Below are 17,908 nucleotides of genomic sequence, written 5' to 3'. Positions count from 1 at the left end.
AATTTCTGTCTGATGGGCAGTGAAAAAGACAGAAAAGGAGTTAGCTAATATGTATAACTTTAAAATTACAGGCGATCAGAATAAAGATAATGTCACTATTAATCGCGCCTCAAGCTCTAGGCCTTCAGGCTCTTCCTCCCGCGATTTCCAAAAGGTTCTTGGCGAAAAAGAACGTCGTCAAAAAGAGGAAGAAGAAGATTCTAAAAAAGCAAAAACTGTAGACCCCTCTTTTGAAGCAGAAGTTCTTTCTCTTACCGAAGAAATGCCTAGTCCAAAACAACCCTCCCTGTTTGATCTTTCTAAAGAAGTAGTTAAAAAGAAAAGTGAGAGCGAAACTTCTGAAGTAGCTAAAATGGTCTCCTCAGAAGAGCTCCCTATGGAATCTCCTAATGGGCTCTATAAAAACTTAGCATTAAAGGAAAAAGCTTCCCGAGCTAAAACAGGGGAAGGAATGTGGGAAGAATCTCATAAAGATAAGTTAGAAGCTAATGAAGATAAAAAGCCTATACGCTTTTCCCAAGAGGCAGGGGATTTATCTTATGTCAACCCTCTAGCCTTGCATGTAAGCTCTAGCTCTCAGTCTCATAATCAAAATCTAGAGGCAAATATGCCTTCTCAAAAACTGACCACGCAACAGCTAATAGATGCTATTGTGAAAGCTATCACTACCATAGATAGCCAAGGTAAGACGGATACCATAGTTACTTTAAAGCATCCCCCTATGTTTGCAGGTGCCAATCTGGTGCTCACCTCCTATGAAAGTGCCAAAGGAGAATTCAATATTCGCTTTGAAAATCTAAGCCAGGGTGCCAAATCATTCATGGATATGCAACAAAATCAACAATCCTTGCTTTCATCCTTAAATGAAAAAGGGTATACTGTCCATATGGTAGTAGCTACTACTCAAATTGAAACTCCTCCATTTAATCCTGCAGCACCTCAGCAACCACCACGTGATGGCCAGCAAGAGGAGCAGCAAAAACGACAAGACAATAGAAAGCAAAAAGAAGATGAAGAAAGTTAAGGACTACCAATTCTTAAGAAAGCTAAAAAGATGATAAATCGCTTGGGCCAGAGCTCCTACCCGACTAAACAAAACCTTTTTTTTCTAAAGGCTTATCTGATGAAGAATGGGTTAAAATAGACGCCTCTATCCTTGATAAAAAAAAACTGGAATTAAGTTAAAAATAGTGATAAACATGAAAATGTCAATCTTTTAAAAAGCGCTATCTTATAAGGCTTACAGTTTTAAAAAAGTCTAATACTTACTAGGTATTTTGCTAAGAGAGCTTAAAATTTTTTAAATTGTACTTTTGCATTGACAATCTCGACTCCTTTTATGTCATTATAAAGAGGTATATAACATTTTATGAAGGCGTGCGCGTGACTTCCCCTAAAGCTTCGATGCCATACGATTGGCTTAAACAAATTCCTACCGCTCTTTTGCAACTAGATGAAATCCCGCTCATTGGATCATCCCCTCCTTTTCCATGGGAAGATTTATCTAAAGGGCTAGAAGAGATCTTTCAGATCCCGGATTTTAAAATAGAGCCCACTCCTTTCCAATGGCGTACAAAAGACGAGCTATGCGTGGGGATGGGTCCAGTCATCCCCCTCTCTTGCTCGATTCCCTCTCTAGAAGGTCAATTGACATGGATAATGGCAGCAGAAGATATCTATCGTTTGATATCTCTTCTCCTTAACGAGGATGGTCATGAGCATGATGTACTCGAAGATGAATTCCTGCAAGGCTTTTATTGCTTTGCCGCCTATGAAGTGATACACTTAATCAATAAGCTTCCTTTCGATCAATCTCTTTCTCCACAAATTTTACAAGAAAGTAGTATACCGGTAGAAGACTCCCTTTGCGCAGACATCAAAATTCAACTGCGTGGAAAGACTTTAATAGGACGTATGATTGTCTCGCCTACCTTCCGCCGTTCTTGGAAAGAAAAATATGCCGAACGTTCTCTAGAACTTCCTTTGCATGCATCGTTGGCCGAACAACTGACAATTCCAGTGCATATAGAAGCAGGAAGAACCTCTATCCATCCATCAGAATGGAAAACCGTTAGAAAAGGGGATTTTATTCTTCTGGATTCTTGCACAGTAAAACCTTATGATGATAAAGGTGGACGCATTACCCTTACTGTCAACGGCCTCCCTTTTTTCATTGGAAAAATTAAAGACGGAAATATTAAAATCTTGGACCACCCATTGTATTATCAAGAGGAAGAGACCTTTATGAGTAAAATTCCCTCCGAAGAACAGGATGATTCATCTTTAGATTTTGAGTCAGAATTAGAATTCGATTCTGAAATGGAATCTGATATGGAATCCGATTTTGAGTCAGAAATGGAAGCAGAGTCTGAGCATGAGTCTGAAGAAACATCGAATTTGGCCCTCGACGAGAAACTTAAAGATAGAGAAATAGAAGAAGATCTTACCTCTTCAGAAGAAGAATCTTCGGCTGTGATACCCACAGAAACGTCGGTCAAAATTGATGAGATTCCTTTATCTGTTATCATCGAAGTAGGCCGTCTGCAAATGTCTGTAAAAAAAATGCTTGAACTGCAGCCAGGCAATTTATTGGAGCTAGATGTCCATCCTGAAAACGGTGTCGATCTGGTCGTCAATGGAAGACGTATTGCCAAAGGTGAATTAATTAAGCTAGGTGAAGCCTTAGGCGTAAGAATTCTAGATATTAGCTAAATCACCCTGCACTGCAAAGGAGAAAATTTATTTTGCCTGTATAGCTCTCATAATTATTGAGAAAATAAAAATGTAGGCTTGATTCTATCTTATGACTGCTTCTGAATCTCATCAACGCTCTACCCTACCTACCGCATCCTCGGATAAGGAAAGTTTTCTCTCCCTCCCTCTTCCTAAAAAAATCGGTCCTTACAAGATTGAAGCACTTTTAGAAAAAGGAGGAATGAGCATCCTTTATTTAGGCACGCATCCTGAAACCAATGAGCCTACAACCATCAAAGTTCTTTCTCCTAAATTTGTTTCTAATCCCGAAATTGTTGAACGTTTTCTAAAAGAAGCCGAGATTATAGCCTTGGCAGACCATCCTAACATTGTCAAACTGTATGGGCAAGGTAAATGGGCTGGAGGGCTTTACATCGCCATGGAATTCATTCAAGGTATTTCATTGCGCCAATACATCTTGCAAACCCCTATATCTCTTAGAAGAGCGTTAGAAATTATTATAGATATTTCCTATGCACTTTGTCATCTTCATACCCATGGGGTTATTCACCGAGATTTAAAGCCTGAAAATATCCTAGTGACTGAATCTGATGTCATCAAAGTGATAGACTTTGGCATCGCCCAACTTCTTAAAGAATCTTCTTCTGATCTCTCTAAACAACCAAGAATGATAGGTACACCTATCTATATGAGCCCTGAACAGCAGCAGCATCCCGACTCAGTCTCTTTTCCTTCCGATATATATTCATTGGGTATCATTGCTTATGAACTTATGCTAGGTAAGCTCAGCCAGGGGCATATTCATCTTTCTTTAATGCCCAAAGGCATGCAAAAAATTCTTGTGAAAGCTTTGCAACCAGAAGTTAGGGACCGATACCAAGATATTGTAGATTTTATTGCTGCTGTATCTGGTTATCTAAATTCTGAGAGCTTTGAGAAAGATAAAATTGTTAAAGATTACTTGAGCGAACTATCAGAAAGCTTACGCCGCACTCAAGCAGTTCTAAGTCATGACAAGGCCCCCCAATGGAACGGCGTGCACGTCAAAGTTACAGCCTCTAACACCCATGCTATTGCAGGAGTGTATTACGATTTTCTCGAAATAAATCCAGGCTTGTACGGCATTGCTTTTGCTGAATCTTCCTTAAATTACTCCGATGGTATGGTGGCTTGCTCTATCTTTCGAGGCATGCTAAAAGCTCTTTACAGAAGAGTAACTGATCTTAAAGAATTAGCTGATCTCCTTAACCAACTCGTCATCGAAGATGGTTTAGATAAAAGCCTCAAATTTAATTATTTAGTTATCGATACCCAGCAAAATAAGGTACAATATTTAATTTGTGGCCATAGCTATCTATGGGCTCGACCCCATCACAAAACACCTTTTAAAGTCATTTGTGAAAATCCCCCGCTAGGCGCTGATCCACATTCACAATTCCAAATTCAGCAAGTCGATTGGAAATCTAATGACTCTTATATATTAAGTAATAGTAATCTAGAAATGTCTGAAAAGGAATTGTTGGAGATTTGGCAATCAGCAGAAAAGCTAAGCCCTCCTCTATGGATGGAAATTTTTCTACGAAGAAAAAGGGCTATGCATAAAATTTTATCGGAAAAAACAATTACCTTCATTGCTATACAATCTCTAGCCTAAATTGAGCTAAAGCTTAAAGTTTAACTTATAAAGTTTTTGCGATAATACCTTTTAAAGAAACTACATCTGCATAAACAAAAAAGAAATTAATTTTTTTCCAAGCTCCCTCTACCCACCTTGTGGCATAAATGATCTAATAGCTCGTGCCTTTAAAGCCCAGCCTTATATTACGACTAAGCTAGCATCCAGCGCTCTTTGTGCATTCCAATCTTTGCCATCTTATTTGCCCCCAAAGATTTAGCATATAATTCTTCCCGCTGATAAGATAGCTTCCTAGAGGGTAAATTTCCTCTAAAACTTCTTTTAAAGCGGTACATCGTCAATTCGGCAAGCGATCTCCTATGCTAGTTTATTTCGAAGCTGCCTGACCTCCTTGTCCCCTCCAAAGTCCTGAATGACTTTTAAAGCCTCATTTCTCTTCTTCATCCAAGGCTTGTCCGTTTCTTGGCTTAAACCTTCCTTTGCTTCTTAAAGGCATTAAAGAATTTATACCTTAACATAAGTTGATTGATAGGAAGCTTGGCTATCATAAGCGTTATCTCTATAAGCGGTTTTTAAGCTCTTTGGCAGCTTAAGAATCATCTGGTTGTCCATCAAAATCTGCTTTATTGCTCTTCGTTAACTCGCTCGGAATAATCTCATGCGATCCTTAGCAAATGCTTAAGTGAATCTTTCTCCAAGTCCTCGACTTTGCTTTGCCCTGCTGACGCAATTTCCACTCTCCTTCTTCATAGGCCTTTACCCCAAGGAATCAAAGGCTAAATCTGTTGGACGCTTTAAGGCTTGATTTTTCTATCCAAGCTTTTTAGTGCTCCTGCAGATGCATGTATAACAAGGACAGGCAGTCTTGAAGGCCAGCACAGCAATCAAAGACAAGAAAAATTCTTAGAAGAGCTCGTCGAGCAAATGATAAACGGCTTTAATCATCAACAAGCATAGGATAGCATCAGCGGAATAAATTCTTGGGTGTCTCTTCTCTTAAGCTTTTATATTTCCTCCATCCTTTAATGCCCTCATCTGAAAACCATAAAGTTATGCTTCTTCTTTGCACTCAAGCTGCGTTAGAAGCGAACCTATTACTTATGCGGTAATGAAGCTTTTTTTTTTCATCGCTTGCTTATATTTTTAGTTTAGCAAACTAAATTTTATAGCTCTTAAGCATTAAGGAGCAAACTTAGCGCCTACACTTCTTATCATTTACGCAACAACGCCCTTTTCAGTAGCTTTCTGCACCCTAGCATGCTTTGAAAGACTGCCTTCAATTCAAAAAGCATCTAAATAAAAGTGGACTTTCTTTAAATAGCAGACTTTATTTATTTAAACAAAAAATTAATTAACTATCAATAAATTGGTAAATAAAACATTAATTTATTTCATAATTATTAAAAACATAAATCTAATTAATAAAAATTTAATTCTGAAAATAAAAATAATTTGTATCTGGATAAAGCTTAAACTTTTAGGAAATTTTGCTTGAAATAAATGAATAAATAAAATATTGATTAAGGGTAAGCTTTTCTTTATAAAGCTTTTTACCTATCTTTAATTAAATGAAGGAGCTTGTATGATTAATTTAGATTCAAAAGAGCTATTAGAAACTGATTTTAATGCCTTAGTAAGGAAAATACTAACTCTAGAAAACCAAACCAAAAATTTTAATGAAAAAGTTGATAACCTTGCTAGAGTTATTTTAATTAAAAATGAAAGCCATGAGCAGCACTTGAAAACGCTGTGCGAACAAAATCAATTATTCATGGAAACCATTGTAAAGTTAAAGAGCGATAATATAATTCTTACGACTGAAAATAAAGACTTAAAGCAAGAAACGCAAAAATGGAAAAATAAAGCCAGCAAAACCCAAGCTGCCATGCAGCTAGCCTTACAGGCAAACGAGCAATTTGAAGAAGCTATCCAAGCTTTAACGACAGACAAGGAAAATCTTTCGCAAGAAAATGGCTCTTTGAAAGAAGATAATGCTAAATTGAGGGAAGCTAACCATGTATTTAAACAAGACAACGCTAATCTTAGATCTGAAAACCAAGTTCTTAAAGATAAGAACAAAGGCCTTACAAGTGAGAACCAGAGTTTGACCACTCAAGTGCAAGCCGCTGAGAATGGATTTCAAACCCTTACAAAAGAAAATGAGCATCTTAGGGACCTTGGAAGAAGATTAAACCAACGAATGGCCTTGCTAACTCAACAGGCACAAGAAGCCCCTACTCTTCCGCCAAAAATATTAAAATTAATGATAGAGGGGGGCTTAAAAGTAAATCCCGATACGCCCCTAACCGAAGCTATTAAACAGATCTTTGAAATTAACGATAATTTAAAGAAAAAAAATAAAGAGTTGCAAGCTACTTTAATACGTATTGAAACTACTTTGGGATTACAAAAAGGGGTAAACTGCGATTCAATTTTAAGAGCCATCAACAAAGCAATCGTTATTCCTAATAAGCTTAAAGTTCTAGGGAACAAGCTGGTTATTGCAAATCTATTAAAGAAAGATTATCAACCTGAGGATGTATTAGAAATATTAAACGGCGTTTTAAATGATTATCTAGATTTTAGAAGGCACCAACCCATGATATGCAAAGAACTAGGTATAAAAGCAACTTCTAATATTGAAACAATTTTAAAGAAAATCCAGGAAAAAAAAGATGAAAGTGGCGTTAGTGCTTACTTTAGCAGGCTGGGAAGATCCACACTCTGCCTACTTTCTTTAGGATTTGCCAAAGTGGTATAAATAGCAAGCAAACAGCTATTTCTACTATTGATTAAGAAGTTAAGCTTACTGGCCCCCTTTTCGGGGGAGTAGAATCTAAAGAACAAACTTAAGCTTCTAAAATTGTAGAACAGGTAACAAGCTTATTAAACATAAAATGAGGTTTAACAATATGGTAGTCAAAGAAGTTCCTTCAGATAATCAAGCCCTCCTTTCTTCTGAACAAACGATACAAATTAATGCAAAAATAGCTCAATTGGAGCAGGATGCAGCCATCCAGAATGTAATCGACCAACTGTTTACAATGGACATTCGACAGATGGAAGATGAACGAATTAGGCTAAGCAACATTGTGCATTTGCAACATGCAGAATTAAGTAAAGAATTCAAGCAAAGGCGCATGGAGGTAGAAGAAGTAACAGCTATATTGGATATCACCCTAGAGAAACTGACGGCCTCAAATGAAAAATCCTCTAAACTTATGCAAGCACAAGTACAGCTTAGAAAAGACTTTAAATTAATAGGGAACCAGCAAGCCGAGCTAAAAAAAGCTTTCAAACTCATCGAACAAGATCACGCCCAAATAGCAAAAGATCACGCCGAAATAGCAAAGGATCAGGTACAAATAGCTGCAGATCAAGCAGAAATAAGAAAAGAGCACCAAAAGATAAGAGGAAATTTAGAGCGCGTAGAAGAGGGTTGCGTAAATCTTAGCAAAAGTTTTGCTAGCTTAAAGATAAGCTTTAAAGAAATAAGTAAACAGCTTGATGCTATGCTAGAAGAACGCCTCCTTCCTCAACAAGATGCAGATCTAAGTGAGAAAGAGATGGAAGAAAAAGCTGCTGTTAAAAGAAATGCGATTACTAAGCAATATATGCAAGATTGGGAGGATGAAATACAACGCGAATATGAGGAAAATAAGGCATTAAATTCACAAAGCCTTCAAGAATTTGCTGAACAGCTGGAAGATTCTAGCTTGAATGCAGAAGAAATAGCTGCAAGGGGAGAAACATCTTTCCTCTCCACCGCCCAGCAAACGCAAGAAAGTGAAGTCTTAAAAAGTCCCGGATGGTTGGGTGCATTAAAGCATAAGATGGGAACATGGAAACATACTGCTTTAAAGGTTACAGAATTTTTTACACGCTCAGCCTGCTTGGCTACTATAGTTTCAGTTAGCTTAACTAGCCTTTTTGCTATAACGGCTACCTTGGTATAATGGCATGAAAAAAGGCAAAGCTTTCTTTGCCTTTTCTCAAACTTTTGATGGAGGCTTAAATTGCTAAACTTTGTCACTCGCCATCCTACTATACTTCTTAAGCTTTCTTTCCTAGGAAAAGCTTTAAAGAATCTTTTCCTGCCTAAAAAATGCGAAGGATAAGAAGAAGCTGTTTTTGTTTCTTCAATAACCTCAAATCCTAAAGTATAAAGGTAATTTAGCCAAATACTTCTCCCTATGGAGAGGATTAAAAACACCCACCTACTTTTTTGTCCGATTCTAGCTTGCAAAGCTTATAAAGACGCTTAAAGCTAACATTACCTTTAGTTTTTGTCTAGGGCTATCCGCCTATTAAGCCTGCTTCTTTTGTCCCTGCCGTGAAAGCCTCTACTTTTAAAAAACCCATTCTTGGACCTCTTGTAATGCTCTTTATAATCCCTTTCGTATGCCTTAGCGTTCTTCCTAATAGTTTCTTTCATAGAAATCTTTGCTCATCCACTATCTTTTGCATAAGGGTGGAAAAAATTACCTTTCCTCTGATTTTCATGACCTTATAGCTAGTAAAGAGGTTGGTGGATGATCAAATAGCTTAATCAAAAAATTAATTATAAAATTGCATTAAATCAATCGAGACTTTATGATCCTGACTTTTTAGTATGACATAACCCCCTACTCTACATGAAAAAATATTATACCTATCCTAAAGCTTTATCGTTAGCTATCTTCATCTTAACCTCATGCTTTTGTTACACCTATATAAAAGCTGAACACTCTGTGCCGTTAACCCTTCCCTATGGTGGTGATGAAACATTAGATAATAAGGAAATACCAGCCGCTTTACCGTCTCTGGATACTTCTCCCCCAGATTCTTCATCTACTCAAGAGAAAAAGGAATCGCCAGAAATTGGCCGCTTTTTCTATCCTAAACTTTTTACTTATCCCCAACCTCATACAGCTGATACTCTACCTGAACTGGTACAGCCTACCGATTCTCCTAACACAGCCAACCAAGCAGCGTCCGAACTATTGCCTACTCTTACACAGCCTGCAGAAGCTCAACCTGCTTCTTTACAGCCCCCAACTATTTCTCCACCTCAGCTTTCTACTACTTCTGAATCTTCCTCTTTCCCGCAGGTCCACCCTTCTTTGACAACTTCTTCGAGTTCCACTGACCTTCCTTCTATGCTTAATCCTACTTCCGCAGTAGAACATAAGCCTACGGCTTCCTCGCCAACCATGGATAACTCTGCATCTCATCACTCAGCAGATTTTAATACTCCTATTCAACCTGCTTTTACCTCAGATTCCTCATTATCCCAAACACCATCCTTATTTCCATCTTCTTCTGCCCCCTTATTTCAACCCTCAGCGCCTTCCAAAGCTAACCCAGATACTATTCCTACGAACTCTAATATTGGCACCCACTCCTCTTCTCCATCAAACTTTAAACCTCTTGCGGCTAGCCATGCAAATACCAATGAGCCCCCTAAAACTATCCTCATTAATTTCAATAATGTCGCTATTACAGAATATATTCGTTTCATTAGCCGCATTTCTAATAAGAATTTTGTATTCGATGAAAACGATTTACAATTCACTGTTACCATAGTCTCAGAAGAACCTACCACTATTGATAATATTATGACAGCTCTACTGCAAGAGCTGCGTATCCATGGCCTAGAATTGATCGAACAAGAGAACACCATTATTATTCATCGTAATAGTAAAGTGGCCGGTATCTCCAAGGTGGTGACTGAGGAGGGAAGTATCGATCAAAGGCAAAATTTTGATATTATAACTAAGGTTTTTAGGTTAAATACGTTAGAAGCAGAACGTGCTGCTGTGATTTTAAAACCCATGATTTCTGCTAACGCTTTAGTGGAAGTACTTAAAGAAACTAATCATCTAATAATCACAGATTTGTCCTCGAATATTAGAGAAATCAGCGCTTTACTTAATAGCTTGGACAGCCCACAAAGTGGACTAGTTATCGGCCAATATGTTGTGCGTTCTCAATCGGCAGACGCACTTATTGCACTGGCAGCACGGATTATCCAACCAATTGCACAAGATCAAAAAATCAACTTCATTTCTCATAAAGCCGCCAATAGTATTTTTATCGTAGGAAGTCCTTATCTCGTAGAACGCACTCTATCTATTTTGAAATATCTTGATCAGACAGGGGCTACAACCCAAATAATTAATCCTAAAGATCTTAATTTTGGTACAAAACAGCAGGCAGGTCAATGGATTTTGGACAAAAATGGCAACTGGCAATTTATTCCTGAAGCAGCTGTTAATGGTAATGGTCCTCCCAAAGGTAATTGGAAAATTGATGAACAAGGTAACTGGTACTTTGAGCCCGGTGAACCTATTCCTAATGGAAAAGGACCTGATGGTAAGTGGGTTTTAGATAAAGATGGTAACTGGGTTTTTCAGCTCAATCCTGGCAAGCCTATTTCACCCCAAAAAGTTCAGCGTAAAGAAAGAATTGATGCTGAACTACCTGTAGGCCACATTGAAAGAACTCAATTTTCTATTTATAAGTTGCAATACCGTAAAGGCGAGCAAATTGCTAAGGCCCTAGCTAGAATTGCTGAAAGCCTCACAGCCTCAGGAGCTGGCACCAATACTGACCTCTTAGCTTCTATTAATAGCGTTCAATGGATTGAATCCTCGAACTCACTTATATTTACAGGAACAAGCGATGCTATTGATAAGATGAGAGAGCTCTTAGGCGATATTGATGTTCCTCTTCGTCAGGTTCTGCTGGAGATGCTTATTTTAGAAACAGACATCACTGACTCCTTAAACTTCTCTACTAATGTAGCTTCCAACTTTGGTGGGGGCAATACTTCTGGTGCGGAAGCTTTCTTATCGGGAGCCTCTACTCTACCGGCGGGAATGGCTTCATCAGGACTTGGTTTAATTCCTAATGCTGCAGCCCAAGCTACAAGTGTAAGCGGTTTTGTACTAGGAGTTATTGGACAGACCATCACTCATAATGGAAAAGAATATGCAACCTTAGGAGGTCTTGTAAAAGCTTTAACCCAAAGGTCTATGTCTCGCATTATCATGAACCCTAAAATTCTTACGGAAGATAACTCACCCGCAGAAGTTTTTGTAGGCCTCAACACGCAGTTTCCCACACAATCTATTGCTAACAACTTAGGTACTATTTTAACACAAAATTTTGAGTTTCGAGATGTCGGCACTAATCTAAAGGTTACCCCTATCATTGGCAGTAATGATATTGTTACTTTAGAGATTCAAGAAGAAGTTAGCTCTATTGTTTCTGGAGGAATTTCGAGCAGCTCAACTGCAACTAGCCAGATAGTGGGACCTACTACTAAAATTAACAGGACGACAACAAAAGTACATGTTCCCAACAAATTTTTCTTAATCTTAAGTGGAATGGTAAGCGATACGGACGAAAGAAACCGTACCCAAGTTCCCTGCCTAGGATCCATTCCTGTGTTAGGAGCAGCTTTTAGTGATAAGCAAGTTAAAAATACAAAGCAAAATTTAATGATTTTTATTCATCCCATCATCTTAGATACTGAAGAAGAAATTGACAACATCACTAGACATCAACAAAATGTCTATCGGGTCAAAAGCCGGCGCCCTAAGGAATGGATTTGTGAAACTGATGAAGCGATGGATTTCTTTAATATTATTAATACAGAAAATTCAGATGGCAGTGAAGATCGTTACTAATCTATTTTTAGGTTCACTATGTCTAGGCTTAGTAGCTTGTTCTTTTAAAGAAGCTGATGAGCTTGAACCAAATATTCAATTTGCTACACCTGTGCATGTTGTAGAAAATCTTCCCTCCGCTTTTCCGGATTTAACCCCGCAAGAGCTAAGAGAAGATTGGGCCAAAGAACTTCTTATTGCTAACAAGTTTGCTCGAGAAAATGACCTTTATCGCGCTATTACTAGCTATAAACGTGCTTTGATTCTTATTCCTTCCAATCAACTCCATCGAAAACAGCAGATAGAGTATGATATTATTTTAAGCTATTATTTAGGTGAAAAATATCAAGAGGCCGTAGAGACTTTTGAAGCTAGTAGCTTGACTAATATCTCAACTCAATTTCTAGCTTTTGAGAATCTTCTTCAAATTCTTTATGATGCATATTCAAGAGCGGGCCAGCCAGCTAAAGCTGAAAAAGTTTTTGCTCTCCTCGAAAAAGTTCGCCCTAAAGTCGCAGAGAATTTTCAACATGCTGAGGATGTACTTCATGCCAACTTCTCGGCTCTTCACAATCCCTGCCTAGGCTCTAATGAGAATTTATCCTATTTCCTAACTACTTATAATCAACATGCGAAGTCTGTAAGACATGCTAAGACACTTAATGCTCTGCTTCCGGGAGCGGGTTATTATTATTTGGGACAAAAGAATACAGCCATTACTGCCTTCTTAGTAAATTCTCTTTTTATCGCTACCGCTTACTACTTCTTTGATCATGGGAATTGGGCCGCAGGAGCCATTGCTACAAGCCTTGAAATGGGATGGTATATAGGAGGAATTAATGGTGCCGGCCTAGGAGCAAAAGAATTTAATGAACATTTATACAAAACAGTGGCTAAAGACTATATGATCAAGAATCATCTTTTTCCTGTATTAACTTTTCAAACTTCCTTCTAAATGCCTATACGTATAATCCTCAACCTCTTCACTCTCTATTCTCTTTTTTTATTCTCTTTTTGCCTTGAGGCAGAGCCTTGGGGGAAAGATGCCGATTTGGCCCGCACTAAGCCCGCTCCTTTGCAAGAGCAGCCTTATTACTGTACCACCCCCCTGATGGGCTCTTTGGCCGAAAGCCTCATTGGCTTTCATCAAACAATAATTACACCGATTGATGGCCCTCGCAGTAACTATTTACCTAGCAGTTCACAATACACACTGGATGCTATGCGCAAGTATGGTTTTTTCGTCGGCTTTAGCATGGGCTGTGATCGGTTAATGCGTGAAAATGATGATCCATGGATTTACCCTAAAGTTACTGACCGACAAGGTTATCTTTTAAAATACAATCCCGTCCCATAATTCTTTAGAAACCTAATCTCTCGCCAGCACTTGCTCAATACCCTTTTTGGCAAAGAGAGCTCTATCTATAAGCTGTTATTCGCACTAAAACATAAAAAATGTTATACTGACTATTTTTTAACTTATCCATTCCCCATTAGTATGCTGAATCGCCTTAATTATGTATTTCCTCTAGTGGTCTGCCTGCCTTTTTTAGAGAAGTATAGAAAAATTAATGCTCGGCTAATTTTTTTATTAAACCTGCGTAATAGGACTAGCTGTCTACTTTCCATAGCTACTACTTCTTCTTTGTTAGGTATTTGATATGCCACTACCTAGTGTTTTTAAACCCTTTCACGAGAAAGGAGAGAAGCTTTTACGAACAGGAAAAGTTAAAGAAGTAGAGTTTTCAGGGGAAACCTATCAAGTTAAAGTAATGGATGAAAAAAATCCTCAAGGCGTGTGGTCCTTCCTTCAATTTGATAAGGTTAACCGTTTAAAGGATGCTTTTTGTTCCTGTGCGGAAAGCGAGGAAGTGGCCGCCTGCCCTCATTTAGCTGCAGCTTATTTATATATTTTTAACAAGAGCCGCCAGCCTCTTCATAAGCGCTTCGAAAAGTCTCTTTGGAATAAGCTGTGCTATCTTTGTGCTGAACAGATGAAATTTGAGGAAGTAAAGTTTAGGCCTTCTTCCAAGGGGATTTATACCATTTATGCCAATCGCCAACAAATTTTTTTAGTCCATAGCACTACAAAAGCTACTGCCGATCAATTAAAACATCTACTTTTTAATCGCTATAAAGAGACGGAGGAAACTTCTTTAAAATTTTCCAATCTATCGCCAGAAGAGATTCGTCGCTGGAAAGAAGGTCGTCCTAGCCCTATGCTAAGCTATGCACTCTCTTTTTGGAATGACTTGGCAAAGTGGCTGATGTCTTTGCAAGAAGCTGAGGAAACCTATCAAATAGATTTTAGTTATACGCCTCAAGGTATCCCTAATTACATCAGTGTAAAATTTCCTACTCTCCATTGCAAATTTTATATTCCCCAAACGCATTTACCTTCGATTATCCCTGCGTTAGCTACCGTTCATTCACCTTTGCGTTTGTATCCATTAAAAGCTGACCCTAATATTAAAATAACTTATGATAAAGCACATGCTTGCTTTCTAATTGACTCGAATAAAATCCCTCCCCCTATTGCCAGGTCCCCCTCTCTTTTTCAAAGCTTTCAATTTGGAAGCTGGTTACTAGTACCTTTTAAAGGATTTTATCCTTTAAATCCTTTAGGCTTGTTAAGCTCTAAAGTGATTAGCCAAGCTCATCTAGCACAAGTACTTGATGAAAATTTAGCTTTCATCAAGGAACATCTACAAGGTTGTGTCATTCATGAGGGGATCTTTAAAGTTTCCTATGCAATTGCTTTTGATGAACAATGGAACCTTCATATTCAGGGTTACGTTCACTGCCCTGGAGATCTTAGCAAACCCATGTCCCAGCTTTTTGATTCATGGGCTTATCTAGAAGAGGAGGGCTTTTACAAGTTAGAAGGCTTGCGATTTAAAGAAGCGAAAACCCTAGTTTCTGCCGAAAAAGTGGGAGAATTTGTCCAGCAGCATCGTACGTGGCTAAACACTCATAAGGGATTTGAAACACACGTCGCGAGCTTAGAGGCATTACTAAACTATAAAATGGACAAAGAAAAAGGATTGCTTTCTTTTCAACGTACAGTAGCTACCCACGAGCAAACTTTGAAAAGCAAGGATTTTGGCCCTTGGATTTACATCGAAACCCAAGGGTTTTATGCTAAAAATACTCTGCCTGTAAGCCTTCCCTTACGCCCTGGGTCTTTCTTAAATCCTGATCAAATTCCTATGTTTATCAGAGATAACCGCGAGGAGCTAAAAGTTGTTCCGGGCTTTTTTAGTGAAAAGCAACCTATTGTCCATGCAGGAATAGTGATAAAATTAGCTAAAGACGAACATATCCTTGTTATTCCTACCTATGATCTATTGCCAGAATACACCCTTGAAGAAGTTTATTTTTTTGACGAATTTACTTATGTAGAGGGGGAAGGCTTTGCTGAACTCCCTTTAACTTGTCGCTTACCCCTCGCTTATCAAAAGGTAGTGGAAATAAAACCTGAGCATCATCTATTTTTTTTAGAGCATGAGCTCAAAAACTTAAAGCCGTTTATAAAGAGCCTTGATCCACGCCTTGAACCTCCCAAAGAGCTTGAGCTTACCGCAAGCGCTATCTCTAAATCAGATTTTAATACACGCGGGTGGTACACGGTTAACTTAGAGTACACCTCCACAGAGGGTGCTGTTCCTATTGCAGAGCTATGGACAGCTTCAAAAAAAAATCAGCGCTTTAAATTTACAGAAGCCGGGTTAATTGATTTTGAAGACAAACGCTATGATTGGTTGAAGCTTCTTGCAAAAAAACGCTTAGATAAACGTCATAATCTCCTCACCCTTTCTACGATTGAACTGATTCGTTTGAATGCCTTAGATCCTATAAAAGAAGGAAAAAAAGAAAAAAATTACAATCACTCCTCTTCTTTCAATCTTCTAAAAGAGCTTATAGAATTTAAAATTCCTGCCGAACCTAATACATTAGGTCTAAGTTGTGACCTAAGGTCCTATCAACAAAAGGGTCTTCATTGGCTATGGTTTCTTTATCAGCAAGGGCTGTCAGGACTACTTTGCGACGATATGGGACTAGGTAAAACCCACCAAGCGATGGCCTTAATCGCATCTATTATCAATCATGGCGAAAAGCAAAAACAAAAGGGTAACAGCTATTTTTTAATCATCTGCCCCACCTCCGTTATTTACCATTGGCAAGATAAGCTTGCGCAGTACTTGCCTAAATTACGTGTTTCTACCTTTTACGGGGCTCATCGCAGCCTGGATGAATTTCAGCAGCATTATGATATTCTCTTAACTTCTTATGGTGTGTGGCGGATTGAACACCAATTGCTTTCTAAGATATCCTTTGAATTAGCAATTTTTGATGAAATTCAAATTGCAAAAAACTATAGGAGCCGCCTTTATGCCACGTTAGCCCACGTTAATGCCCACATGCGCCTTGGGCTCACAGGTACTCCTATAGAAAATCATCTACGTGAGTTAAAATCTTTATTTGATTTAGTTTTACCTACTTATATGCCTGGTGAAAAAGATTACCGCGAGTATTTTGTTAAACCTATCGATAAAAAGCAGGATTTAAAGCGTAAAGCTCTCTTATCACGATTGATAAATCCCTTCGTGCTACGACGGAAAAAAGAAAATGTTCTTAACGATCTACCCGAAAAAACTGAAGAGATCTCCCATTGCGGATTAACAGAATCTCAAGCTATTCTCTACAATAATGTTGTGGAACAATCGAGACAGGTGGTGCTGGATAAACTTACCCAGAGAAGTCAGCCTATCCCTTACCTACATATATTTGCTATTCTTTCATATTTAAAACAAATCTGCGATCATCCGGCCTGCTATTTAAAAACCCCCTCTGAATATAAGCTTTACCAAGCTGGCAAATGGGATCTTTTCATCGAGCTATTGAAAGAAGCCCGTGAAAGCCACCAAAAGGTTGTTGTATTCTCTCAATATCTGAACATGCTGGATATCATTCAAAAATATCTAGAAGAGCGTCACATTGGCTTTGCTGCTATTCGGGGTTCAACGATTAACCGAGGAGAACAGCTTAAGCGCTTTAATGAAGACCCGCAATGCGAGGTTTTTTTAGGTTCTTTGCAAGCTGCAGGATTAGGAGTAGAGCTAACCGCTGCCTCTGTTGTTATCCATTATGATCGCTGGTGGAATGCCGCCCGGGAAAATCAGGCGACAGACCGCGTTCATCGTAGTGGCCAAACTAGAGGAGTTCAAGTTTTCAAATTGGTGACCAAAGGCACTTTTGAAGAAAAAATTGACAAGATGATTACTAGAAAAGGAAAACTCATGGAAGATATTGTAGGAGTGGATGATCATCGGCTTTTAAAACAATTTAACCACGATGAAATTATAGAGCTTCTTCAAAATGTTACTCCTACCTCTTTGCAAGAAAATTAAATTTCTTCTAAAGAAAAATAAAAAATAGGCTTTTTTAAATGTACAGGTAGTACCCGTAACTTAAAGTTTTCTTGCTTCTTTTAGCTTTCTTCAACATCTTTTACTTTAAAAAAGCCTAAAAAGGCCAGCAAATGAACCCTTGCTCTTCTATCACTCTTGCACAAGTGCCTAGTGAAATCCTAGTTCCTATTTTAAGGGCTTGCCGTACTTTAGCCAAGCATTACCTTAAGGGCAGTGAAAAAGAAGCCAAAGTCTTTATTAAGCTCATGCAGCAAGAATTTTCATGCCCAAACGTTGCTAAGCGTCTATTAGATAATTTTGTAAAGACTTAAATATATACAAATTATAGGATCTCAAATGATAGCCAAAAGCATGCTATGCCTGGTCGGCCCAAAGCTGAGCAAAAACCTTCTATATCTAGCTATCACCTAAAAGGCATAATAGCTTGCACTTTGCCTAACAAGTTAGCCGATACCCTCGCGATGATAAGGCTA

General features: G+C 38.4%; 10 protein-coding genes. All 10 read left to right on the top strand.

Annotated elements, in window-relative coordinates; translation table 11 throughout:
• Positions 1-49 precede the first annotated feature (49 nt).
• The 10 genes from NEOC95_RS04520 to NEOC95_RS04475 all read left to right on the top strand — a co-directional run bounded on the left by NEOC95_RS04520 (position 50) and on the right by NEOC95_RS04475 (position 17,746).
• Positions 50-1,024 (top strand): hypothetical protein, encoded by a 975-nt coding sequence (locus NEOC95_RS04520; RefSeq protein ID WP_213151849.1) that lies wholly within the window; start codon positions 50-52, stop codon positions 1,022-1,024.
• Between the two features lie 359 nt (positions 1,025-1,383).
• Positions 1,384-2,712, top strand: a complete 1,329-nt coding sequence (gene sctQ, locus NEOC95_RS09420) for a type III secretion system cytoplasmic ring protein SctQ (RefSeq protein WP_166156789.1) — start codon at positions 1,384-1,386, stop codon at positions 2,710-2,712.
• Positions 2,713-2,803: 91 nt separating this feature from the next.
• The gene (locus NEOC95_RS04510; protein ID WP_166156792.1) at positions 2,804-4,369 is read left to right on the top strand and encodes a protein kinase domain-containing protein; all 1,566 of its coding nucleotides are present in this window, start codon (positions 2,804-2,806) and stop codon (positions 4,367-4,369) included.
• A gap of 1,564 nt (positions 4,370-5,933) precedes the next feature.
• Positions 5,934-7,112, top strand: a complete 1,179-nt coding sequence (locus tag NEOC95_RS04505; RefSeq protein WP_166156795.1) for an SH3 domain-containing protein — start codon at positions 5,934-5,936, stop codon at positions 7,110-7,112.
• Positions 7,113-7,263: 151 nt separating this feature from the next.
• A complete protein-coding gene (locus NEOC95_RS04500) occupies positions 7,264-8,307 on the top strand; it encodes a coiled-coil domain-containing protein (RefSeq protein ID WP_166156798.1) in 1,044 nt (347 codons plus the stop codon).
• A 678-nt stretch (positions 8,308-8,985) separates the two neighbouring features.
• Positions 8,986-12,024, top strand: a complete 3,039-nt coding sequence (locus tag NEOC95_RS04495; protein WP_213151848.1) for a secretin GspD/PilQ domain-containing protein — start codon at positions 8,986-8,988, stop codon at positions 12,022-12,024.
• Complete coding sequence (locus NEOC95_RS04490; protein ID WP_213151847.1) at positions 12,002-12,958, top strand: tetratricopeptide repeat protein; 957 nt, start codon at positions 12,002-12,004, stop codon at positions 12,956-12,958. Before NEOC95_RS04495 ends, NEOC95_RS04490 begins: the two co-directional genes overlap by 23 nt.
• On the top strand, positions 12,959-13,360 hold the full coding sequence (gene yidD / locus NEOC95_RS04485) for a membrane protein insertion efficiency factor YidD (RefSeq protein WP_166156807.1): 402 nt from the start codon (positions 12,959-12,961) through the stop codon (positions 13,358-13,360).
• Positions 13,361-13,664: 304 nt separating this feature from the next.
• The gene (locus NEOC95_RS04480; protein WP_213151842.1) at positions 13,665-17,414 is read left to right on the top strand and encodes a DEAD/DEAH box helicase; all 3,750 of its coding nucleotides are present in this window, start codon (positions 13,665-13,667) and stop codon (positions 17,412-17,414) included.
• 131 nt (positions 17,415-17,545) lie between these two features.
• Positions 17,546-17,746 (top strand): hypothetical protein, encoded by a 201-nt coding sequence (locus NEOC95_RS04475; protein WP_213151840.1) that lies wholly within the window; start codon positions 17,546-17,548, stop codon positions 17,744-17,746.
• Positions 17,747-17,908 lie beyond the last annotated feature (162 nt).

The sequence above is a fragment of the Neochlamydia sp. AcF95 genome (assembly GCF_018342455.1).
Classification (GTDB): Bacteria; Chlamydiota; Chlamydiia; order Chlamydiales; family Parachlamydiaceae; genus Neochlamydia.
This window is presented reverse-complemented; position numbering and strand designations above follow the sequence as displayed.

Excerpts from the sequence above, each read along its gene's own strand:
- NEOC95_RS04500 (WP_166156798.1), top strand. The coding sequence starts at position 7,264 with ATGGTAGTCAAAGAAGTTCCTTCAGATAATCAAGCCCTCCTTTCTTCT.
- NEOC95_RS04480 (WP_213151842.1), top strand. The coding sequence starts at position 13,665 with ATGCCACTACCTAGTGTTTTTAAACCCTTTCACGAGAAAGGAGAGAAG.
- NEOC95_RS04505 (WP_166156795.1), top strand. The coding sequence starts at position 5,934 with ATGATTAATTTAGATTCAAAAGAGCTATTAGAAACTGATTTTAATGCC.
- yidD (WP_166156807.1), top strand. The coding sequence starts at position 12,959 with ATGCCTATACGTATAATCCTCAACCTCTTCACTCTCTATTCTCTTTTT.
- NEOC95_RS04495 (WP_213151848.1), top strand. The coding sequence starts at position 8,986 with ATGAAAAAATATTATACCTATCCTAAAGCTTTATCGTTAGCTATCTTC.
- NEOC95_RS04475 (WP_213151840.1), top strand. The coding sequence starts at position 17,546 with ATGAACCCTTGCTCTTCTATCACTCTTGCACAAGTGCCTAGTGAAATC.
- NEOC95_RS04490 (WP_213151847.1), top strand. The coding sequence starts at position 12,002 with ATGGCAGTGAAGATCGTTACTAATCTATTTTTAGGTTCACTATGTCTA.
- NEOC95_RS04520 (WP_213151849.1), top strand. The coding sequence starts at position 50 with ATGTATAACTTTAAAATTACAGGCGATCAGAATAAAGATAATGTCACT.
- NEOC95_RS04510 (WP_166156792.1), top strand. The coding sequence starts at position 2,804 with ATGACTGCTTCTGAATCTCATCAACGCTCTACCCTACCTACCGCATCC.